20 protein-coding genes and 2 pseudogenes are annotated in these 20,084 nt (G+C 72.3%); 14 read left to right on the top strand and 8 right to left on the bottom strand.

What is annotated here, in order from left to right:
• Positions 1–28: 28 nt before the first annotated feature.
• Positions 29–2,986: an SARP-family global regulator AfsR gene (afsR, locus tag AC3CH1_RS10335; protein WP_488462616.1), complete on the bottom strand. Its 2,958-nt coding sequence runs from the start codon at positions 2,984–2,986 to the stop codon at positions 29–31.
• 312 nt (positions 2,987–3,298) lie between these two features.
• Between afsR and AC3CH1_RS10330 the strand changes: the two are divergent.
• Positions 3,299–3,499 (top strand): annotated as a pseudogene (locus AC3CH1_RS10330) (amidohydrolase family protein); the annotation flags it as partial.
• A gap of 137 nt (positions 3,500–3,636) precedes the next feature.
• Here AC3CH1_RS10330 and AC3CH1_RS10325 read toward each other — a convergent pair.
• Positions 3,637–4,464, bottom strand: coding sequence for a MerR family transcriptional regulator (locus AC3CH1_RS10325; RefSeq protein ID WP_488462615.1), 828 nt, complete (start codon positions 4,462–4,464; stop codon positions 3,637–3,639).
• A 59-nt stretch (positions 4,465–4,523) separates the two neighbouring features.
• Between AC3CH1_RS10325 and AC3CH1_RS10320 the strand changes: the two are divergent.
• Positions 4,524–4,834 (top strand): annotated as a pseudogene (locus AC3CH1_RS10320) (ATP-binding cassette domain-containing protein); the annotation flags it as partial.
• A 133-nt stretch (positions 4,835–4,967) separates the two neighbouring features.
• Here the strand turns inward: AC3CH1_RS10320 and AC3CH1_RS10315 are convergent.
• Positions 4,968–5,171, bottom strand: coding sequence for a cold-shock protein (locus AC3CH1_RS10315; protein WP_003984261.1), 204 nt, complete (start codon positions 5,169–5,171; stop codon positions 4,968–4,970).
• Between the two features lie 355 nt (positions 5,172–5,526).
• On the opposite strand from AC3CH1_RS10315, the gene AC3CH1_RS10310 reads away from it, so the two are divergent.
• The 8 genes from AC3CH1_RS10310 (at position 5,527) to AC3CH1_RS10275 (ending at position 12,473) form a co-directional block, all read left to right on the top strand.
• Positions 5,527–6,408, top strand: a complete 882-nt coding sequence (locus AC3CH1_RS10310) for a menaquinone biosynthetic enzyme MqnA/MqnD family protein (protein ID WP_488462614.1) — start codon at positions 5,527–5,529, stop codon at positions 6,406–6,408.
• 303 nt (positions 6,409–6,711) lie between these two features.
• A complete protein-coding gene (locus AC3CH1_RS10305) occupies positions 6,712–8,730 on the top strand; it encodes a serine/threonine-protein kinase (RefSeq protein ID WP_488462613.1) in 2,019 nt (672 codons plus the stop codon).
• Between the two features lie 72 nt (positions 8,731–8,802).
• Positions 8,803–10,002: a cyclic dehypoxanthinyl futalosine synthase gene (gene mqnC, locus AC3CH1_RS10300; RefSeq protein ID WP_488462612.1), complete on the top strand. Its 1,200-nt coding sequence runs from the start codon at positions 8,803–8,805 to the stop codon at positions 10,000–10,002.
• A gap of 14 nt (positions 10,003–10,016) precedes the next feature.
• A complete protein-coding gene (locus AC3CH1_RS10295; protein ID WP_488462611.1) occupies positions 10,017–10,667 on the top strand; it encodes an imidazolonepropionase-like domain-containing protein in 651 nt (216 codons plus the stop codon).
• Between the two features lie 25 nt (positions 10,668–10,692).
• Positions 10,693–11,085: a divalent cation tolerance protein CutA gene (gene cutA, locus AC3CH1_RS10290; RefSeq protein WP_488462610.1), complete on the top strand. Its 393-nt coding sequence runs from the start codon at positions 10,693–10,695 to the stop codon at positions 11,083–11,085.
• A 48-nt stretch (positions 11,086–11,133) separates the two neighbouring features.
• Entirely contained in the window at positions 11,134–11,325 is a 192-nt protein-coding gene (locus tag AC3CH1_RS10285; protein WP_488462609.1) for a hypothetical protein, read from the top strand.
• A gap of 155 nt (positions 11,326–11,480) precedes the next feature.
• Positions 11,481–11,852, top strand: a complete 372-nt coding sequence (locus tag AC3CH1_RS10280) for a hypothetical protein (RefSeq protein WP_488462608.1) — start codon at positions 11,481–11,483, stop codon at positions 11,850–11,852.
• Between the two features lie 234 nt (positions 11,853–12,086).
• Positions 12,087–12,473, top strand: coding sequence for an SdpI family protein (locus tag AC3CH1_RS10275; protein WP_488462607.1), 387 nt, complete (start codon positions 12,087–12,089; stop codon positions 12,471–12,473).
• A gap of 194 nt (positions 12,474–12,667) precedes the next feature.
• Here AC3CH1_RS10275 and AC3CH1_RS10270 read toward each other — a convergent pair whose 3' ends face one another.
• From AC3CH1_RS10270 to AC3CH1_RS10260, 3 genes are read right to left on the bottom strand one after another with little or no spacing between them, the layout of a single operon-like run.
• Positions 12,668–13,654: a DUF3152 domain-containing protein gene (locus AC3CH1_RS10270; protein ID WP_488462606.1), complete on the bottom strand. Its 987-nt coding sequence runs from the start codon at positions 13,652–13,654 to the stop codon at positions 12,668–12,670.
• Positions 13,651–14,574, bottom strand: coding sequence for a hypothetical protein (locus tag AC3CH1_RS10265; RefSeq protein WP_488462605.1), 924 nt, complete (start codon positions 14,572–14,574; stop codon positions 13,651–13,653). The genes AC3CH1_RS10270 and AC3CH1_RS10265 overlap by 4 nt, the downstream gene beginning before the upstream one ends.
• Before the next feature lie 9 nt (positions 14,575–14,583).
• Positions 14,584–15,093, bottom strand: a complete 510-nt coding sequence (locus tag AC3CH1_RS10260) for a SigE family RNA polymerase sigma factor (RefSeq protein ID WP_018960430.1) — start codon at positions 15,091–15,093, stop codon at positions 14,584–14,586.
• Positions 15,094–15,300: 207 nt separating this feature from the next.
• Between AC3CH1_RS10260 and AC3CH1_RS10255 the strand changes: the two genes are divergently transcribed.
• Complete coding sequence (locus tag AC3CH1_RS10255) at positions 15,301–15,993, top strand: demethylmenaquinone methyltransferase (protein WP_361878569.1); 693 nt, start codon at positions 15,301–15,303, stop codon at positions 15,991–15,993.
• 152 nt (positions 15,994–16,145) lie between these two features.
• Here the strand turns inward: AC3CH1_RS10255 and AC3CH1_RS10250 are convergent, their stop codons facing one another.
• Entirely contained in the window at positions 16,146–16,673 is a 528-nt protein-coding gene (locus AC3CH1_RS10250) for a GNAT family N-acetyltransferase (protein ID WP_488462604.1), read from the bottom strand.
• A gap of 97 nt (positions 16,674–16,770) precedes the next feature.
• Here AC3CH1_RS10250 and AC3CH1_RS10245 point away from each other — a divergent pair, with 97 nt between their 5' ends.
• Complete coding sequence (locus AC3CH1_RS10245; RefSeq protein ID WP_488462603.1) at positions 16,771–18,054, top strand: geranylgeranyl reductase family protein; 1,284 nt, start codon at positions 16,771–16,773, stop codon at positions 18,052–18,054.
• A gap of 6 nt (positions 18,055–18,060) precedes the next feature.
• Here AC3CH1_RS10245 and AC3CH1_RS10240 read toward each other — a convergent pair whose 3' ends face one another.
• Positions 18,061–18,645 (bottom strand): CGNR zinc finger domain-containing protein, encoded by a 585-nt coding sequence (locus tag AC3CH1_RS10240; protein ID WP_488463462.1) that lies wholly within the window; start codon positions 18,643–18,645, stop codon positions 18,061–18,063.
• A 121-nt stretch (positions 18,646–18,766) separates the two neighbouring features.
• Here AC3CH1_RS10240 and AC3CH1_RS10235 point away from each other — a divergent pair, with 121 nt between their 5' ends.
• Both AC3CH1_RS10235 and AC3CH1_RS10230 read left to right on the top strand, forming a co-directional pair.
• Complete coding sequence (locus tag AC3CH1_RS10235; protein ID WP_488462602.1) at positions 18,767–19,504, top strand: metallophosphoesterase; 738 nt, start codon at positions 18,767–18,769, stop codon at positions 19,502–19,504.
• A 246-nt stretch (positions 19,505–19,750) separates the two neighbouring features.
• On the top strand, positions 19,751–19,927 hold the full coding sequence (locus AC3CH1_RS10230) for a hypothetical protein (protein WP_274344021.1): 177 nt from the start codon (positions 19,751–19,753) through the stop codon (positions 19,925–19,927).
• The last annotated feature ends 157 nt before the right edge of the window (positions 19,928–20,084 follow it).

Raw genomic sequence — 20,084 nt, 5'->3', positions numbered from 1 at the left:
ATAAACGAATGATGAACGCCTCGTCGGCTCACGCGGGCAGCGTCGAGGCCAGCAACTTCCGTACGGCTTCGACCTCCGCCGAACCGAGAGCCTCGTATATGTCCAGCGCCTCGCGCCAGCACACCGCGGCCCGTCCCGGCTGGCCGATGTCGTTCAGCGCCTGGCCCAGGACGGTGAGGACGTTGCCGCGCCGCCACTCCCCGCCGATACCGCGCAGCACCGCGAGCGCCTGCTCGGCCTTCGTGGCAGCCTGGGCCGGAAGCCCGGCGGCCAGATCCACCTCCGCCAGACGGAAGGTGGCCATCCCTTCCCAGAGGCGCTGCCGGCTGTCCCGGAACACGGCCAGCGCCTCGTGGAGCTGCTCCGTCGCGTCGGCGAGCCGCCCGCTCTGGGTGAGGGCGAGACCCAGGGCGTACCGGCCGTTCGCGCCGCGCAGTGCGTGACCCAGTTCGTCGTATATGTCGATGCCCTGCTGGGCCAGGGCCACCGCGCTCGTCGTGTTGCCCATCGCGAGGTGGATGCGGGAGAGATTGCACAGGGCGCTCGCCTCGCCCGGACGGTTGCCGTCGGCCCGGAAGTTGGCGATGGCCTGTTCGAGGTAGGCCTCGCCCTCCGCGTGGCGGTTCTGGTACAGCGCGATGATGCCGAGGTCGTTGGGGGCCCAGCAGCTCGGCAGGGGGTCGCCCACCGAGTGGGCGAGCCGCATGGCACGCTGCGCGTCCCGCTCCGCCTGGTCGAACCGGCCCGCGACGAGACGGGCGTTGGTGAGAGTGATCAGCGCCCGCCCCTCGGCCCGCGCGTCGTTGCTGGACCGGGCCAGATCGCGCATGGTGATCGCCGCAGCCTCGTACTGCTTGGAGTTCGCGCCCGACTCCGCGAGGTCCTTGGTGGCCCAGAGCAGGTCGACCGCCCGGCGTACCCCTCCGGGCCCCGACGCCTGACGTACGCACGCGAGCAGGGAGTTGGCCTCCGTGTAGAGCCAGTCCTGCGCCGTGTGCCGGTCGGCGAACGTCAGCCCGCTGTACTGGGTGGGCTCCCGATGGTCGGCCAGCCGGTCCCCCGGCCGCTCCAGCGCGTACACCCCCGCAGCCGTCGCCAGGTAGAAGTCCAGCAGCCGCGACAACGCCAGCTCCCGTTCCACCGGGGACTGTTCGTCCCGCTCGGCGCACGCACGCGCGTAGAGGCGCACCAGGTCGTGGTACCGGTAGCGGCCCGGGGCGGCCGACTCCACCAGGCTCGTGTCGACCAGGGCCTCCAGGAGGTCCTCCGCCGCGTGCGGGTCCAGGTCGAGCAGGGCCGCCGCCGCGGCCAGGGAGATGTCCGGGCCGTCCGCGAGGCCCAGGAGGCGGAAGGCGCGGGCCTGGGCCGGTTCCAGCTGGCCGTAGCCGAGTTCGAACGTGGCCTTCACCGCGAGGTCGCCCGCCTGGAGCTCGTCCAGGCGGCGGCGCTCGTCCGCGAGCTTGGCGGCGAGGACCGAGACCGTCCACGTGCGGCGCGCCGCCAGGCGCGAGGCGGCGATGCGGATGGCCAGGGGCAGGAAGCCGCACGCGGCCACCACGTCCAGCGCCGCCTCGCGCTCCGCGCCGACCCGTTCCGCCCCGACGATCCGGGTGAAGAGCTGGAGCGCCTCCTCGGGCGACATCACGTCCAGGTCCACCAGATGCGCCCCCGCCAGGTCCACCATCCGCACCCGGCTCGTCACCAGCGCCGCGCACCCCGGCGTACCGGGCAGCAGCGGGCGGATCTGGGCGGCGTCGTGGGCGTTGTCGAGGAGGATCAGGACGCGGCGGCCGTCCAGCGTCGAGCGGTACAGCGCGGCCCGCTCGTCCAGGGTGTCCGGGATCGCCGAGTCGGCCGTCCCGAGCGCCCGCAGGAACGAACCGAGGACGGTCTCCGGCTCGGCCGCCCGCGCCCCCGCGCCCTGGAGGTCGACGTACAGCTGCCCGTCGGGGAAGTGCCGGCGGGCCTGGTGGGCGACGTGCACGGCCAGCGTCGTCTTGCCGACGCCGCCGATACCGGCCACCGCGGAGACGGCCATCACCGAGCTCCCGGCGGTGGCCAGCCGGCTGCCCAGCTCGGACACGAACGCGGACCGGCCGGTGAAGTCCGGCACCGTGGCGGGAAGCTGCGCCGGCTTCAGCGGCGCGGGCGCGGGGGCCGGCTCGTCCGCCGGGCGCGCCAACTCCTCGTCGGCGCGCAGGATGCGCTGCTGGAGCTGGGCCAGTTCGGGACGCGGGTCGACGCCCAGCTCCTCCGCGAGGAGCCGGCGGGTGTCCGCGTACACCGCGAGGGCCTCGGCCTGCCGGCCGCTGCGGTACAGCGCCACCATCAGCAGCTCGCGCAGCCTCTCGCGCAGCGGGTGCGCGGCGGTGAGCGCCGTCAGCTCGGAGACGGCCTCCGCGTGGCACCCGACCTCCAGGTCCAGGTCGAGCCGCGCCTCGGTGAGCTGGAGCCGCCACTCCTCCAGCCGGGTCCGCTGGTTGTCCGCGTACGGGCCCGGCACCGAGGCCAACGCCTCGCCGTCCCACAGGCCCAGCACCTTGTTCATCAGGCTGCGTGCCTGGTAGCGGTCCCCGGCCGCCCGGGCCTTCTCCGCCTCGGCCGCGAGGTCCTGCGCCAGCGTCAGGTCGAGCGCCGCCCGGTCGGTCCGGATCGCGTAGCCGCCGGACTCGCTCACCAGGGTGTCCTGGCCCAGGATCTTGCGCAGCCGCGAGGCGTACGTCCGGATCGTGGCCAGCGCCTGCGAGGGCGGGTCCTCGCCCCAGAACGCGTGGATCAGCTCGCCCGCGGTGGCCGTCCGGCCCTCGCGCAGCAGCAGCGCGGCCAGCAGGGCGCGCTGCTGGGGCGAGCCGGAGGAGAGCAGCTCCGAGCCCCGCCAGGCCCGTACGGGGCCGAGCACGGTGAACCTGAGGGCGTCCGCCGTAACCGGTCTCTCCGGAGCTCGCTGCTCCGGTACGCGCACGCGTGGCCCGTTGTCACGGTCCATTGATGCCCCCTGTCCTGCTCGCCTGCCGGTCCCGCTCGGCTGCGGATCCCGCCGGTGCTGCCCGCGTCCGTATGTCCGCCCGTGCGTCGAAGTGCGGTAGGCATCCGGATGGCGCGGTACCGCTGGTATCGCGCTCAACAGTCTGCCTTGTCCCGGGCGGACTCGTCAGCAGTGGGTGATGCTCTGCACAAGCCCTCGACAACGATTCGGGAACCGTGCCACGAGCCGTAGACCCGCCATGGCTCATGTCAATGCGCGCGCGATAGCTGACGACTCGTCAGATCGACGCTTCCGCGGAACGCATGGAGACCTGGCTACGACAGGGGCGAGATCAAGCTGGAGCTCATCACCTACGAGCAGATGCGGCCGGGCTCCTTCTCGGTGCCGGACCGGCTCGCCGACATGGACGTCAACCACGTGGAGTCCGCCCTCTGCTTCCCGACCTTCCCCCGCTTCTGCGGGCAGACGTTCACCGAAGCCAAGGACCGCCAACGGGGACTGCTCGGCGTGCGGACGCCGTCGACCGGATCGTGCGCGGCAACGCGATCGAGCTACTGGGGCTCACCGAGGACGGGCTCCGGGCGGGAGCGTGGGCGCGTGGCCGTAGGGGGAGGGGCGGCGCCGCCCCTCCCCCTACGCACCGGATCGGATCAGGCCTTCGCCACCGGCTCCTGGAGCTCCGTCACCCAACTTTCGCGGTCCGGTGGGCACTCCAGATTGACCTCGCGGGTGTAGCCGGTGGAGCGGTAGCCGTTGGCGTCCAGCCAGCGGGCCAGGGTGTGGGTCGTCGACAGGACGTCGTCCATCGCGCCCCGGTGCACGATCGTGGCCGCCTCGAACGGCGGCAGCTCCACCACCCGCACCTCCGTGTCCCCGACCGCGCCCACCGGGGCCGACACCGTCACCCCGGCGTGCACCGTGATCGCGCCGCCGCCCTCGGGGGCATCCTCGTAACGCGCGATCCCGGGACCGGCGGGCCGGAGGCCGGCGCCCTCCAGGAGCGGGAGGAGCCGCTCGTACAGTGGGCCGATCACCGGCCCGATGTCCTGCGGCTGGTAACTCGCGGCCGTCCCGGTCAGCTCGGCCACCCGGACCGCCGGAACGGCTTTGACCACAACGTCGTCGGCAGGCATGTGTCCCTCGCTCTCGATCGACCGGAGCCTCGCCTCGACCCGGGCCAGCCGCGCCGACGCGGCCGCCACCGCCTCCGCCAGCTCGGCCTGGCGCAGCCGCAGCATGCCGCGCAGCTCCTCCGGGCCCACCCGCTCGTCCAGGACCGCCCCCACCTGCTGGAGCGTGAAGCCGAGGTCTTTGAGCGCGAGGATCCGGTTGAGCTCGGCGAGCTGGGCCGCGCCGTAGAGGCGGTAGCCGGTGGCGGGGTCGGTGCGGTCCGGGCGCAGCAGTCCGATGGCGTCGTAATGACGCAGCATCCGGGGCGACACCCGTCCGTACCTGGCGAAGTCTCCGATGGTGAACATGATGGCTCCACTGCATGCCCTCACACGGGGTCAAGGTCAAGCGCCACAGGGCGGGAATTTCGAAACGCGCCCTGGCCGTGCCGCTTCGGGTCCAGCCGCTGTTCGCGCAGGACGGTCAGCTGCTGCGAGGAGCCGACGGCCCGGGGCCCTGCCGCACGGACCCTGCCGCCCGGGTCCTGCCGCACCGGCTCTCCGGCGGGCAACGGCAGCGCCCGGCCATCGCCCGAGCGCTCGCCGTCGACCCGAAGGTGCTGGTCCTGGACGAGGCGGTGGCGGCGCTCGACGTGCCGATCCGGGCCCGGATCCTGCACCTGCACCTGCACCTGCACCTGCTCGACGGGATCCGTCGGACACCGGGGTCGCTCTGGTCTTGGCCTGACCGGTCCGGTCGTCCACGGGTGATCCGGTCGTGCACAGGCAGGAGCCCCGTTCCTCCGCCGAAGCGGGGGAGCGGGGCTCCTTGGGCACTGCTATGTACGGCCGCGATCGACCGACCCGGGCAACTAGACCGGGGTGACGTTCTCAGCCTGCGGACCCTTGGGTCCCTGAGTGACGTCGAAGTTCACCTGCTGGTTCTCCTCGAGGGAGCGGAACCCGGAGGCATTGATCGCGGAGTAGTGAACGAAGACATCCGGGCCGCCGCCGTCCTGGGCGATGAAGCCGAAGCCCTTTTCAGCGTTGAACCACTTGACGGTTCCGGTAGCCATAAGCCCTCCTTGGGCCAAAGGGTTGCCCTGCTCCAGAACCTGCAAACAAGTCTGAAAACTACAAAAGCCTGCGGGTTACATGCTCCGCAGGCTCTGTACTGCAAGGGAAACCAAACTGCAACTTGCGGGCGAGCCTAGCACGCAGTCTCCGGCGAGCGGTAGAGGGAAAGATCACTTCACCCGAAGGTTTGACGGCCCTCGTCGGGCTCCGGCGGGAGGCCCCGGAAAGGGGGCGCGGAACGGGGTGCGGACAGGGCGTGGAACAGGGCGTGGGAGGGGGCGTGGGGCGGGGCGTGGGAAGGGGCGCGCGGGCCCCGGTGATGCTCGCGGACGGCCGCGGGTCTAGCCTCGCGATGTGGACAATTCAACCGTCTCCCCCCGTGAAGGCGACGACGACCGTCGCAGTCGGCCCCGCGTCGGCCACATCCAGTTCCTGAACTGCCTCCCGCTGTACTGGGGTCTGGCGCGGACGGGAACCCTGCTCGACCTGGAGCTCTCCAAGGACACCCCGGAGCGCCTCAGCGAGCAGCTGATCAGGGGGGACCTGGACATCGGCCCGGTCACCCTCGTGGAGTACCTGCGCAACGCGGACGACCTGGTGGCCTTCCCCGACATCGCGGTCGGCTGCGACGGGCCCGTCATGTCCTGCGTGATCGTCTCCCAGCTCCCGCTGGAGCAGCTCGACCGGGCCCGGGTGGCGCTCGGCTCGACCTCCCGCACCTCGGTGCGCCTGGCGCAACTGCTGCTGGCCGAGCGCTACGGCGTGCGCCCCGACTACTACACCTGCCCGCCCGACCTGGGCCTGATGATGCAGGAGGCGGACGCAGCCGTGCTGATCGGCGACGCCGCGCTGCGCGCCAACCTGCACGACGCCCCCCGTCTCGGGCTCCAGGTCCACGACCTGGGCCAGATGTGGAAGGAGTGGACGGGGCTGCCGTTCGTCTTCGCCGTCTGGGCGGCCCGCAAGGACTTCCTCGCCGCCCACCCCGAACAGACGGCGCAGGTCCACGAGGCGTTCCTGGCCTCCCGGGACCTCTCCCTGGAGGAAGTCGCCAAGGTCGCGGAGCAGGCGGCCCGCTGGGAGGCCTTCGACGCGGAGGTGCTGGAGCGGTACTTCACGACGCTCGACTTCCGCTTCGGCCCGGACCAGCTGGCCGGCGTCCGCGAGTTCGCCCGCCGCACGGGGCGGGACACCGGCTACCCGGCCGACGTCCACGTGGAGCTGCTCGGCGGCTGAGCGACTGGGCGACCCAGTGACTGGGCGGCCGGGCGGATGAACCGGAGAATGAAGGGAATTCCCTTTCCGTAGCCGCAAAGCGTCCGTACCCCCAAAGGGGAATGGGAGAGGCCGTGCAACAACACATTCGCGCCTTTCCCCGGGGCGAAAAGATCCCCTCCTGACCGGAGAAGGGGGAATGGTCCGGCCGTTTCCCGGTGACCGCGCCCTTGGCGCCCCCTAGGCTTCGGTCCGGGTCCGGACCGTCCACCGGGTTTACCGTCCACGGGTTCACCGTCCGCAGGGTTCACAGGGGGAGTCCATATGCAGCCGCTGGAAGCGGGCGAACCGCACACCATCGGTTCCTACCGGCTGCTCGGCAGGCTCGGTGCGGGCGGTATGGGCCGGGTCTATCTCGGCCGCAGCGCCGGCGGGCGTACGGTCGCGGTCAAGGTCGTCCACCCCCACTTCGCCCTCGACGAGCAGTTCCGCGCCCGATTCCGGCGCGAGGTGGAGTCCGCCCGGCGCATCGGCGCCCAGTGGACCGCCCCGGTCCTGGACGCCGACCCGGACGCCCCGGTGCCGTGGGTGGCCACCGGGTATGTCGCCGGGCCGCCGCTCTCGCAGGCGATCACCGAGCACGGCCCGCTGCCCGAGCACGCGGTGCGCACCCTGGGCGCGGGGCTCGCCGAGGCCCTCGCCGTCGTCCACGGGCAGGGCATCGTCCACCGTGACGTGAAGCCGTCCAACGTGCTGCTCGCCCTCGACGGGCCCCGCCTCATCGACTTCGGCATCGCACGAGCCCTCGGCGCGACCGTCTCGCTCACCTCCACCGGGGTCTCCGTCGGCTCGCCCGGCTACATGGCGCCCGAGCAGATCCGGGGCCGGGACGTCTCCGGCGCGGCCGACGTCTTCTCGCTGGGCGCGGTCCTCGCGTACGCGGCGACGGGCGCGGCTCCCTTCCCGGGCGACTCCTCCGCCGTACTCCTCTACAAGGTGGTCCACGAGGAACCCGAACTGGGCGACCTGGAGGGCGAACTGCTCGAAGTGGTCGCGGGCTGCCTCGCCAAGGACCCGGCGGCCCGCCCCGCCCCGGCCGATCTCGCCCGGGTGCTCGCTCCCGGCGGGGCGGCGGCGATGGTGGCGGGCGGCTGGCTGCCGGGCGGGCTGGTGCGCGAGGTGAGCCGGTCCGCGGTGGCGCTGCTCGACCTGGAACCGCAGGACGCGCCGGTCCAGTCGGGGCCGGTGCCGTTCAGCAGCGCCTCACTGGGGGCGCTGCCGGGAACGGCCGCACCGGGCAGGGGCGGGCAGTTCGGCCCGCCGGCCCAGGGCTCGCAGGAAGCGCCGTACGGGACACCCCGCCCGCAGGAAGCGGCGCAGCGGGAGGCCCCGTACGGGACACCGCGCCCGCAGGAAGCGCCGCAGCAGGAAGCCCCGTACGGCACACCGCGCCCCCAGGAAGCGACGCAGGACGCGCCGTACAGAACCCCGCATCCGCAGGACGACGCCTACGGCACGCCGCATCCGCAGGACGACACGTACGGCACGCCGCCCCCGCCTCCGCCCCCGACGCCTCCGCGCGCGAAACCCGCCTCCACCGTGCCCCCGCCCCCCAGGCACGCCGGGACCTACCGCCAGGGCGGCGACGGCGCGCACGGTGCGCACGGGCTGCCGGGCCGGCACGCCGGCGACCCCCGTCTCTCCCTCACCGTCAGCGCCGAGAACCGGCAGACCCCCGGGGAGCGCCGGAGCCGCCGCGTCAGCTGCACGATCGCCCTGGCGGTGGCGGGCGCGCTCGCGGCCGTCACCCTCGGCACGGGCCTGCTCGACGGCTTCTTCCCGGGCGGCGACGCCGACCGGGACCGGGGCAACGACGCCGCGGCCACCCCGTCGGACTCCGCCTCTCCGCCCGACTCCGGGAAGCCGACGCCCGCCGAGTCCGCCGACGCGAGCGGGGCCCCGGTCGGCGAGCTGCCGAAGGCGTACCTGGGCACCTGGAAGGGGCCGGTCACCGAGAAGACGACCGGCCAGCCGCACGGCACCCTCACCGCCGTCTTCACCGCGGGGAAACGCGGCGAGCAGGTCGTCCGGATGAGCACGACGATCTCCCAGCTCGGCCTCACCGTCACCTGCAACAGCGTCGGAACCCTCGCCTCCGGCACCGCGAAGGAGCTGAACATCCGCGAGCGCACCGACCCGGACCGCCCCAGCACCCCCGGCCTGTGCACCAGCACCGAGGCGGACGTGGTCTTCCGCCTCGCCGACGACGGCACCCTGGACTACCGCTCGAAGGAACGCGCCGCAGGTCTCCCGTACGGCGAGCTCACCCGGTCCGGCGGCTGACGGCGTCAAGGGCTGGCGTACGCTGGATCGGTCCGAGGAACGTCAATAAAACCGCCGAAAGGTGACAGCCCGGTGACCGAGAAGGCCGACCTCCAGCCCGTCCTCGACCGAGCCGCCGAAGGCGGTCGGATCACCCCGGAGGAGGCGCTCGACCTCTACCGGTCCGCGCCCCTGCACGCGCTGGGCGCCGCCGCCGACGCTGTACGCCGACGCCGCTACGCCGGTACGGAGCACATCGCGACGTACATCATCGAGCGCAACATCAACTACACCAACGTGTGCGTGACGGCCTGCAAGTTCTGCGCCTTCTACGCCCCGCCCAAGGACACCGCCAAGGGCTGGACCCGCGACCTCGACGACATCCTGCGCCGCTGCGCGGAGACCGTGGAGCTGGGCGGCACCCAGATCATGTTCCAGGGCGGGCACCACCCGGACTTCGGCGTCGAGTACTACGAGGAGCACTTCTCCGCGATCAAGAAGGCCTACCCGCAGCTGGTCATCCACTCGCTGGGCGCCTCCGAGATCGATCACATGGCCCGGATCTCGAAGGTCTCCGCCGAGGAGGCCATCAGCCGGATCCACGCCGCCGGGCTCGACTCCTTCGCCGGCGCCGGCGCCGAACTGCTGCCCGCCCGGCCGCGGACCGCCATCGCCCCTCTCAAGGAGTCCGGCGAGCGGTGGCTGGAGATCATGGAGATCGCGCACGGCCTCGGCGTCGAGTCCACCTCCACCATGCTGATGGGCACCGGCGAGACCAACGCCGAGCGCATCGAGCACCTGAGGATGATCCGGGACGTCCAGGACCGTACGGGCGGCTTCCGCGCCTTCATCCCGTACACCTACCAGCCGGAGAACAACAAGCTGAAGGGCCAGACGCAGGCCACGCTCTTCGAGTACCTGCGGATGATCGCCATCGCCCGGCTCTTCCTCGACAACGTCGCCCACATCCAGGGCTCCTGGCTGACCACCGGCAAGGAGGTCGGGCAGTTGTCGCTGCACTACGGCGCGGACGACCTCGGCTCGATCATGCTGGAGGAGAACGTCGTCTCCTCGGCCGGAGCCAGGCACCGCTCCAACCGGCTGGAGATCATCGACCTGATCCGCAAGGCGGACCGGGTCCCCGCGCAGCGCGCCACGACGTACGAGCACCTCGTCGTGCACGACGACCCGGCGATGGACCCGGTCGACGAGCGCGTCGTCTCGCACATCTCCTCCACGGCGATCGAGGGCGGCACGGCCCACCCGGAGCTGAAGCTCCTCAACGCCAACTAGGGCCTCGGCCTCCCGTGCTGACGATCCACGCCGCGCCCCTGGTCCTCCCGGCGGGCGCGGCGGCCGTCGTGGACGGCGCGGTCGCGGTGGACGGTGAGCGGATCGCGGCCCTCGGCCCGTACGAGGAGGTCGTCGCCGCGCACCCGACGGCCCGGGTCCGTCGCTGGCCCGGCCTCCTCACGCCCGGACTGCGCCAGGACCGGGCCCGGGAACTGCTCACCCGCTGCTACCACCCCGACCCCCGCGAGGCCGACGAGCTGGGTGAACTCCCGCTGTGGGGCGAGGAGTTCGAGCGACTGGCGGCGACGATGGACACGGCCAGGCGGGCCGGGTCCGTCCGTCGCGGGCTTCAGCGGATGCTGCGCCACGGCACGACGCACCTGGCGGGCCTCCTCGCCACGGAGGACCCCGCGCTGCGCACGGCCGTCGCCCGGTCGGGCCTGGTCCGGGTCCCGCCCTCACCCGCGCACTCGGGCCCGCCGGACCTGGACCCCTTCGCGACGGGCGGCGACCTGGCCCGCACGGCGGGCGCCCCGCTGACCGTGGGCGGCCGGGCGGACCTCGCGGCCTTCGACGTACCCGACGAGGCGGCCCTGCGCGTGGGCGGCGCGCGCGCCTGCGTGGCGACGGTCCTCGGGGGTCGACTCGTGCACCGCGCCCGCTGAGGCGCAGGCTCACGACCATGACTGGATGCGTAGATGCGTACAGGTGTCGACCGCGACAGCGCCCCGGGAGCAGGCGATCGCCCTGGCGGGCGGGGCCGTTCAGCAACGCCTGGCGGCGTGCGCCCGGATCGTGGGGCCTGTAGTCAGCGTCTTCTGGCATCTGAGCCATCCGCCTCGCCGGACGAGCCGGCATCGCCCACGCCCGCCGCGACCTACTCCACCACGGGACGCTTGCGCCGTTTACGACGTCTCATCAACCTTCATGAAACCGGGCAGAGCGGAACTACGGCGGGGCCGTTCCTGGAGAACGATGACGGCTTCGAAACCGGACTCTTCGAAATCAAGCCATCACAACGAGACTGAGATCAATCGGTTCACAGCTCTCGACGACTACTTTCGGCCCGTGATCAAGCAATGAGTACGCTTACTCATGCGCCCCATGTGAGCGTGTGGCAAAGATTCATCCATGCCATCAATTCGCTTCACTGCGTCCGTCGTCATAGCGGCTGCGGGCTCCCTCGCCCTGACCGCCTGCGGCACTCAGACAGCCTCATCCACATCCACCGCCCCGGTCGGCTCCCAGGTCTCCGCCTCACCCGCCCGGCAGCCCACCGAGAAGCAGTCCCTCGACATCCTCAACAAGTTCGCGCGCCAATGATCCCCCGACGCCCCCAGCGGCAGTGGCGCCGCACCAGATCCCAGGACACTGCCCGGTGGCATCCCCAGCGGTGTCGCCCCCCCCGCACCGAAAAGCCCGCCGGGACACCTGACGCGAACGGCGACATACCCATCCCCGTCGATGAGTCAGGTGAGATGCCCGACAAGCCCATGCGGTCCGGCCCACCACAGGAAGTCGAACTCGGCGAAATCGAAAAGTGCGCCGCCGCCAAGCACGCCGAGCGCCTGACCACCAAAGCAGCCGGAGAGCCGCACACCACCTACAGCACACTTCAGCAGACCATTACCGCGGCCGGATACCGTACCGACCGCATCCACAAGATGCCCGACCTCGGCGGCGACCCGCGCGCCCGAGTGGACCTTCGCTTCATGGGCTCCGGCTTGGCAGTGGAAGTCATCGGGACCGGAACAGGCGTGATCGCTGAACCCTTCGGCGCCCCCGAGGACGAGAGCGTGTCCGTGACTGAGGTGAGGCGGAAGCCGAATGTGGACGCACCGTCCTCCTGAACTGCGAGTGAACCGTTCCGGGTTCGGTGGAGACTCGATTCCGTGGAGGGGTTGAGCCATCGGCGCAGGATGCGGATCACGTTACTTCGCAACGCTGCAATGCCCCGATCGAGGTTCGGGCACATGCGGGGGTGGGGGGAGAATTTGACGTGTTGGCAGGTGATCTGATCCCTGCCGGTCGGGGGAGGCCTCTCCGGACGGGGAGCGCCGATCTACGCTCTTGGAGGAAAAGCAATGGATCCGGTCGCAGGATTCAGTTTCGGCGCGGGATTGATGGCGCTGGGCGCGGTGATTCATTACCTGAAGAGCCAGGTTGCGAGCGGCAGCATCCAACGCAATTCCGCGATGGGAATTCGCACCAAGGCGACGATGTCTTCCGACCGTGCATGGCAAGCAGGGCACGCCTCCGCGGCTCCGATGCTGACGGCAACTTTCCTGACCGCCTATGTCACAGGTGTCGTTTCGTTGGCCCTCGGCCTGGCGTTCGCGCTGGGCGATACCGTGAACGCGACTGTCATCATCGTTCCATCGGCCGGGCTAGTAGGGGTTCTCGTACTTCTCACCGCAGCAGCGATCAAGGCGAATTCGGCTGCACATGCAGTCGGCCATTCAGATCCCTGATTGCGTTCCTTCTCCTGCGGCGCGGATCCCGACAGGCGATTGCTGCGGCTATCAGTACGCGCCCCCGCCTCCTGATCATCCTGAAGCTCGGGATCGTCTCCTGAAGAGCAAGCCGAGAGCCTGTCAGAGGTCGCCCGACAGGCTCTCGGGCCGGAGTCGAGGCCGGAGCCGGCTCCGTACGGGGGCACCGCAGGTCACGGCACCTTCGGGCCGCCCAGATAGCGGCCCTTCGTGTCGTACGGCCAGGCGTTGGCGACGCAGCCCTTCAGCCCGTCGATCTGCTGCATCATCGCGGGAGCGGGGAGCCCCTTCCCCGGGCAGGTCTCGTGGCCGCGCCCCAGCCAGTGGCCGACCTCGTGGTTGACGATCAGCGCCCGGTACTCCGCGACGGGCCCGTCGAACTGCGGTGAACCGAGCTGCCAGCGCTTCAGGTTGACCATCACCTTCTCGCCGCCCCGGCAGTTGACCTCGCCGCGCGTCCGCAGGCCGTACTCGCCGCAGATCCGGTCCGTGGTCGCCGGGGTGGCGATCTTGATCACCAGGCCGGCCGGTCCGTCGGCGACCTGGCGGAACGTGTGCTCGCCGCCGTGGCCCCAACCGCGCGGGTGGGCGAGAACGGCGGCTATCTCCTCGGCCGCCCGGTCGGGGTCGACGCCGCTGCCGTTCTCCACCTCGACCCGGTAGGCGCTGCCCCCGCCCTTCGCGTCGACCCCCGCACGGGCCACGGTGAACGTGCCGGGGCCCGAGGCGGGGATGTCCTCGGCCCGGACATCGTCGTCCTTCTTGTCCATGTCCGAGGCCGAGGCGGAGGGCTTCGGGGACGGCGGGGGAGTGGACGGCGGAGGGTCCTCCAGCGGCTCCGACGCGTTGTCCGGTCCGCCCGCCGGGGCCGTACGGGACGAGCCCGGCGCCGCGTCCGCCGGGCCGCCCCCGTCCTGCCAGGGGCGGCCGACCAGCAGGGCCGCGCCCGCCACGACCACGAGGGCCAGCACGGCGAGCGAGGCCGCCCGGCGACGGTTGCGGCGTCTGCGGCGCACCAGGGAGCGGGCCGTCGACCGCGAGCGGCCCGGCGCGCGCCCCGGGGCCCGGGGCGGTGGCACGCGCAGCCGGAACGTGTCCTCGTCGCGGTCCGGTTCCCCGTACGCGCGCGGCAGGGTGCCCGTGGGGCGGCGGCGCGTCACGAGGCGGCCCCGCTCCGCGGCACCGGGTTCTCGTCGGCGTACGCGATCAGCTCCCGGAACCGCGGGCTCTGGACGACCCGGACCAGGTCCCCGGCCGTGACGGGAGCGCCGCCCGCCCCGGAGGGCGCGGGCGAGACGGAGAGGGCCACCGTGCTGCGGCCGGAGCGGTACTGGAGGGAGACCTCCGTACCCGTCCGCCCATCGGCGGGCTGCCGGTACACCCGGGCGGGCGTGCCGTCCTCCAGGGTGAGGCCCTCGCAGGTCAGCCCCGTCTCCGGGATGTCGCGACAGGCGGGCGCCGGGGCGCCCGGCTCCGGGCGCACCGACAGGCGGACGGCGTGCACGAGGGAGCCGCGCCGCCCCTGGTAGCTCTCCGGGCCCTCGCCGACCGGCAGGACCGTCCCGATCGACGGGGGCAGCAGGGCGTCCAGCGCCCCGGCCGCCCACTGCCGGAAGTCCGCCAGCCGCTGGGCCTTTTCGGGGCCGAGGCCGGGCGGGACCGACGGGGAGGGCGTGGCGAAGGGGGGCGCCGGGGGCACGGGCGCGGTGCCCGTCGGCACGGGGGTGGACGTGGGGCTCGGCATCTCGGGGCGTGGCTCCGTACGTTGGGGGGACGGGGTGGGAGTGGGAGCGGGCAGGGAGAGGGACGGGCCGGCGGGCGCGGCGGGCCCCGTGTCCGGCCCCGCCAGCAGCCAGGGGCCGAGCACGGCGAGGCCCAGGGTCACGGCGGTGACCGCGACGAAGGTGCCCGCGACCGCGAACGCCCGGGTCCTGGCCCGCCGCCGGCGCCCTTCCCGGACGGCGTCGGGGACGAGGTCGGGCTGGAGGGACAGCGGGCCGACGGTTTGGTGCAGGGCGTCCCGGAACAGCTCTTCGTCGTAGGTGCGGGGCGGCAGGTGCTCGTGCGGTTCAGGAATCATGGCCGGCCCTCAGCTTCCGGAGGAGTAGAGCTGGACGTCGCCCATCCGGGCGCGCAGTCGGACGAGCGAACGCGAGCACTGGCTCTTCACCGTGGACTCGCTGCACCGCAGCAGCGAGGCCACGGTCTCCACGCTCAGGTCGTCCCAGTAGCGCAGGACGACCATCGCCCGTGCCCGGGGCGGGAGTTCGGCGAGCAGGGCGAGCAGCGTGACCCGGAGGTCGGCGCCCGGTGCGGGGTTGGGCTGCGGGCGGGGCGCGTTGCGGTTGTGGGCGAGGAGATCGCGGACGGTGCGGCGGCGTTCGGCCACGAAGGTGCGGACGAGCACGGTCTTGGCGTAGGCGTCGAGGTTGTCCGCCCGGCTCGCCTTCCGCCAGTGCTGGAACAGCTTGGCGAGCGTCGTCTGCGTCAGGTCCTGCGCGCCCTCGACGTCTCCGCACAGCAGGTAGGCCGTCCGGTACAGCCGGCGCTGCCCGGTCCGGGCGTACGCCTCGAACGCGGCGCCCTCGCCGGCGGCCATGGCGGGCTCAGCCGCTGCCGGCATCCGCCCTCCCCTCTCCTCGCGCTTCCGTGCTCCCCCGAACTCCGCCCCGGGCGGAGTCCCACCCCTTACAGAGCACCGGTGTGCCGAAAAGGTTGAAGAGAAGTGAAGATCAGTTCGAGGGGGGCGCGGGACCCGGGCGACCGCCCCCGCTGATCCGTGACGCCGGGCTGCTTGAATGGCGGGGTGACCCGAGCCTCCCTGGAAAAGCAGCCGCACGAAGTCGCCTCGATGTTCGACGGTGTGGCGGCCAACTACGACCTGACCAACGACGTGATCTCGCTCGGCCAGGCCCGGCTGTGGCGCAAGGCGGTCGCCCGGGCGGTCGACGCCCGCCCCGCGCAGAAGATCCTCGACCTGGCGGCCGGCACGGCGACCTCCTCGCAGCCCTTCGTGAAGGCGGGCGCCTACGTCGTACCGTGCGACTTCTCGCTCGGCATGCTCAAGGTCGGCAAGGAGCGCCACCCCTGGATGCCGTTCACCGCGGGCGACGGGATGAAGCTGCCGTTCAAGGACGAGACGTTCGACACCGTCACGATCTCCTTCGGGCTGCGCAACATCCAGGACACCGAGGTCGCGCTGCGCGAGCTGTACCGGGTGACGAAGCCCGGCGGCCGCGTCGTGATCTGCGAGTTCTCCCAGCCGGTCTGGACCCCGTTCCGCACGGTCTACACGGAGTACCTCATGCGGGCGATCCCGCCGGCCGCCCGCGCGGTGTCCTCCAACCCGGACGCGTACGTCTACCTCGCCGAGTCCATCCGCGACTGGCCCGACCAGCCCGCCCTCGCCGCACTGCTCCAGAAGGCCGGCTGGTCGAAGGTCGCCTGGCGCAACCTGACCGGCGGCGTGGTGGCCCTGCACCGGGCCACCCGCGCCTGACGTTCCCGTAACGGTCCAGGGGCGGTCACTGCCCGGGATCGGTCACTGCCCGGGATCGGTCACGGTCCGGGGCCGGTCACGGCCCCGGACTACGGCTCCCGTGACGTGGCCCCGGAGCGCGACCGTCCACGGGCCCGGTTACGGTCCCGGGCTCACAGCTCCAGCCGGAAGCAGACGGCCTCCTGGCCGCGCGGGGTGGCGTACGACTCGGCCCGCCGCATCCCGAGCCGTTCCGCGACCGCCATCGACCGGGCGTTGCGCGAGTGGACCATCGCGACGACCTCGCCCACCCCCGCCGCCCGCACCCGCTCCAGCGTCGTGCGCGCGGCGGCGGTAGCGTACCCCCGCCCCCACGCCGGGCGCCCCAGCCGCCAGCCGATCTCGATCGCGCCGACCGGCCCGTAATGCGTGTGCGGCCACGGCTGCGCCCCGGTGAAGCCGAGGACGGTGTCCTCCTCGTCCGTGACGGTCCACAGGCAGTAGCCCAGCTCCGCGTCGTGCCGCCGCTGGCGGGCGGTGAGCTCCTCGTACGCGGACAGCTCAGCGCTCCGCCCGTCGAAGAACTCCATCACCTGCGGGTCGTCGAAGACCCGATGCCAGGCCAGGGCGTCCTCGTCGGTCGGAACACGGAGGCGTACGGCGGGGGCCGAAGCATGAGGTATGACAGGTGCTGTCGACATGAGGGAGCCCTTCGGAGGGTTGGTTCGCAGGCCCCCATAGACTGCACGGGACATGTGCCGCGCGGCACGCGAATTCGAGTCTTCGGGAGATCCGACCGTGACCGAGCCCCTCTCCGAGCACAGCGCGGACGTGATCGTCGTCGGAGCGGGCCCAGCCGGCTCCACGACCGCCTACTACCTCGCCAAGGCCGGACTCGACGTCCTGCTCCTGGAGAAGACCGCCTTCCCCCGCGAGAAGGTCTGCGGCGACGGGCTCACGCCCCGCGCCACGAAACAGCTCGTCTCCATGGGGATCGACATCTCCGAGGAGGCGGGCTGGCTGCGCAACAAGGGCCTGCGCATCATCGGCGGCGGTGTACGGCTCCAGCTGGACTGGCCCGACCTCGCCTCCTACCCGGACTACGGTCTGGTCCGCAAGCGCGACGACTTCGACGAGCAGCTGGCCCGGCAGGCGCAGAAGGCCGGCGCCCGGCTGTACGAGCGCTGCAACGTGGGCGCGCCCATCAGGGACGAGCGCACCGGCCGCATCACCGGCGTCGAGGCGAGGATCGGCGAGGAGAAGACCCCGGTCACCTTCCACGCCCCGCTCGTCGTCGCCGCCGACGGCAACTCCACCCGGCTCTCCCTGGCGATGGGCCTGCACCGCCGCGAGGACCGGCCCATGGGCGTCGCCGTGCGGACCTACTTCACCTCGCCCCGCCACGACGACGACTACCTGGAGTCCTGGCTCGAGCTGTGGGACAAGCGCGGCTCCGAGGACCGGCTGCTGCCCGGCTACGGCTGGATCTTCGGCATGGGCGACGGCACCTCCAACGTGGGCCTCGGCATCCTCAACTCCTCCTCCGCCTTCAAGGAGCTGGACTGGCGCGAGGTCCTCAAGGCCTGGTGCGCCTCGATGCCGGAGGACTGGGGCTACACCCCGGACAACATGACGATGCCGATCCGCGGCGCGGCCCTCCCGATGGCCTTCAACCGCCAGCCGCACTACACCAAGGGTCTCCTCCTCGTCGGCGACGCGGGCGGCATGGTCAACCCGTTCAACGGCGAAGGCATCGCGTACGCCATGGAGTCGGGCCAGATCGCGGCCGACGTCATCGTCCAGGCCCACGCCCGCGCCACCCCCGCCCAGCGCGAACTGGCCCTGAACAACTACCCGAAGGTGCTCAAGGAGACCTACGGCGGCTACTACACGATGGGCCGCGCCTTCGTGAAGCTGATCGGCAACCCGAAGATCATGAAGGTCGCCACCCAGCGCGGTCTGACCCACCCGCTGCTGATGAAGTTCACCCTCAAGATGCTGGCCAACCTGACCGACCCGCAGGGCGGCGACGCGATGGACCGCATCATCAACGGCCTGTCGAAGGTGGCCCCGAAGGCCTGAGGCCGCTCAGGAGGGGTCCGCCGCGCGTGTGCGCTCGTAGTGGCGGGCCACCCGGGCCCGGTTGCCGCAGGAGGGCTTGCACCACTCCTGCCGACCGTGGCTCCTGATGAAGTACCGCACGCAGCGCGGCGCGTGGCAGGCCCGTAGCCGCTCGCACTCCGGGCCGCTCAGGAAGTCGACGGCATCGCGCGCCAGCGCCGCGACCAGCCGTACGCGTGGGTCGGCCTCGGCCGACGACAGGCGGGTCGCAGGGGCCCCTCCGTCCGGCCAGTGCAGCTGGGGGGTGACGGGCTCCCGGGCCGCGGCCGCGTTGAGGTGGACCAGGGCCTCGTCGGCGGGCATCAGACGGCGGGCGTCGGCCGGGCTGGGCGGGGCCGGGCTGACCACCCGCGCGAACAGGGCCCGGACGGCCCGCCGTACACCGACGACCGCGGCCCGGAGATCCTCGTCGACGACCAGGACCCCGGCGCCGGTCGCGCCCCCCGGCAGGTCGGGCTGCCGCTGGAGCCAGCGATTCGCCCCCCGGACCGTGTCCAGGTCGTCCAGCACCCCGCCGTCCCCGTCGTGACGGATGGTGCTCACCAGCTCCATCACGGGCCGCTGCGCCACTGCCTGCTCCTCTTCGCCGCCCACCTCTTGAACGTCCGCGCCGTCCACTCTAGAGTCCTAACGGAAGAATAGAAATAAACGTTAGAACGGGGGAGTGCGGCTCATGTTGCTTGCTCAGATCAGCGATCTGCACCTGGACGGCAGCGAACGCGCGACCCGGCGGACCGCCCGCGTCATGGACCATCTGCGGGCCCTGCCACGCCCGGTCGACGCGCTGCTGGTCACCGGGGACATCGCCGATCACGCGGCCGAGGCCGAGTACGAGGAGGCGGTACGCCTTCTGGACGCACCGTTTCCCGTGTTCGCCTGCCCGGGCAACCACGACGCTCGCCCCGTCTACCGCAAGGCGTTCCTCGGGGAGCCCCCCGGCACCGCGCCCGTCAACCGGGTCCACCGCATCGCCGGGTGCGCCATCCTGATGTGCGACTCCACGATCCCCGGCCGCGACGAGGGACGCCTCGACCCGGAGACGCTGGCCTGGATCGACGCCACGCTCGCCGGGCTGCCCGACGGCGTCCCCGCGCTGATCGCCTTCCACCAGCCGCCCGTCGAACTCCACCACCCGCTGCCGGACGCCGGGATGCTCCAGGAGCCCGAGCGGCTCGCCGCCCTGCTCGCCGCCCACCCGCGGGTCGTCGCCGTCCTCACCGGACACGCCCACACGGCCGCCGCCTCGGTCTTCGGCGGCCGCCCCCTGATCGTCGGCCCCGCCGTCACCTGGACCCTGCGCCTGCCCTGGGAGGGGGACCGCCCGGCGGACCGGGACCAGCCGCCCGGCCTGGCGTTCCACGTCCTGGGCGAGGACCGACGGCTGACCACGCACTTCCGCGTCGTCCCCTGAGCACCCCGAACCCGGCGCTCCGGCCGCCCCCGGCGTTAATCCTCATCCCCCCGGGGGATCGTGTGCGATGATTTGCGCGCCCCCGGTCGTCGGCAGTACCGGACCGGACGGCGCCCGCCCGCCCCCGCCCGCAGTGGCGGCACGCGGTGCGTGCCACTCTTCTTGACGCACGCTCACATCGAACGCAGGCCAGCGGGGTACGGAACAAGCCGATACAGCGCTGCTCGACCCCAAGGACAGACAGCCATGACCACCGCCTCCCTGCCCCAGCACCACGGGCTCTTCCTGGAGCCCCGCTTCGCCGTGGACCCCACCGCGACGGACGAGGACGAGGACTTCGACGCCGCGTACGACGCGCTGCCCGCGCCCACCACCTCGGCCAAGGAGCCGGAGCGGACGACCCGCCGCCCGCGCCGCCGCTGACCCGGGGCGGCGGCGCCCTCCGGCCCGGAAAACCGCTGGAGGCCCCGCCGCCCGCACGGTAGCCTCTGCGCCATGGCCAGCCCCGAGTCCGACAGACTCCGGCCACCGGTGCGCCGGTGGCCGTGTCCGTGCTGAGCGTCGCCGGCTGACCCACGGG

It is taken from the genome of Streptomyces sp. MGP-P1 (assembly GCF_057766565.1).
Note: the sequence above shows the minus strand (reverse complement) of the source record. Positions and strands in the feature narration are given on the sequence as shown.

Bases quoted from the DNA above. Each gene is read 5' to 3' on its own strand.
- afsR (WP_488462616.1), bottom strand. From the start codon at position 2,986: ATGGACCGTGACAACGGGCCACGCGTGCGCGTACCGGAGCAGCGAGCT.
- AC3CH1_RS10325 (WP_488462615.1), bottom strand. From the start codon at position 4,464: ATGTTCACCATCGGAGACTTCGCCAGGTACGGACGGGTGTCGCCCCGG.
- AC3CH1_RS10315 (WP_003984261.1), bottom strand. From the start codon at position 5,171: ATGGCTACCGGAACCGTCAAGTGGTTCAACGCTGAAAAGGGCTTCGGC.
- AC3CH1_RS10305 (WP_488462613.1), top strand. From the start codon at position 6,712: ATGCAGCCGCTGGAAGCGGGCGAACCGCACACCATCGGTTCCTACCGG.
- cutA (WP_488462610.1), top strand. From the start codon at position 10,693: ATGCGTAGATGCGTACAGGTGTCGACCGCGACAGCGCCCCGGGAGCAG.
- AC3CH1_RS10285 (WP_488462609.1), top strand. From the start codon at position 11,134: ATGCCATCAATTCGCTTCACTGCGTCCGTCGTCATAGCGGCTGCGGGC.
- AC3CH1_RS10280 (WP_488462608.1), top strand. From the start codon at position 11,481: ATGCCCGACAAGCCCATGCGGTCCGGCCCACCACAGGAAGTCGAACTC.
- AC3CH1_RS10275 (WP_488462607.1), top strand. From the start codon at position 12,087: ATGGATCCGGTCGCAGGATTCAGTTTCGGCGCGGGATTGATGGCGCTG.
- AC3CH1_RS10265 (WP_488462605.1), bottom strand. From the start codon at position 14,574: ATGATTCCTGAACCGCACGAGCACCTGCCGCCCCGCACCTACGACGAA.
- AC3CH1_RS10260 (WP_018960430.1), bottom strand. From the start codon at position 15,093: ATGGCCGCCGGCGAGGGCGCCGCGTTCGAGGCGTACGCCCGGACCGGG.
- AC3CH1_RS10250 (WP_488462604.1), bottom strand. From the start codon at position 16,673: ATGTCGACAGCACCTGTCATACCTCATGCTTCGGCCCCCGCCGTACGC.
- AC3CH1_RS10240 (WP_488463462.1), bottom strand. From the start codon at position 18,645: ATGGAGCTGGTGAGCACCATCCGTCACGACGGGGACGGCGGGGTGCTG.
- AC3CH1_RS10235 (WP_488462602.1), top strand. From the start codon at position 18,767: ATGTTGCTTGCTCAGATCAGCGATCTGCACCTGGACGGCAGCGAACGC.
- AC3CH1_RS10230 (WP_274344021.1), top strand. From the start codon at position 19,751: ATGACCACCGCCTCCCTGCCCCAGCACCACGGGCTCTTCCTGGAGCCC.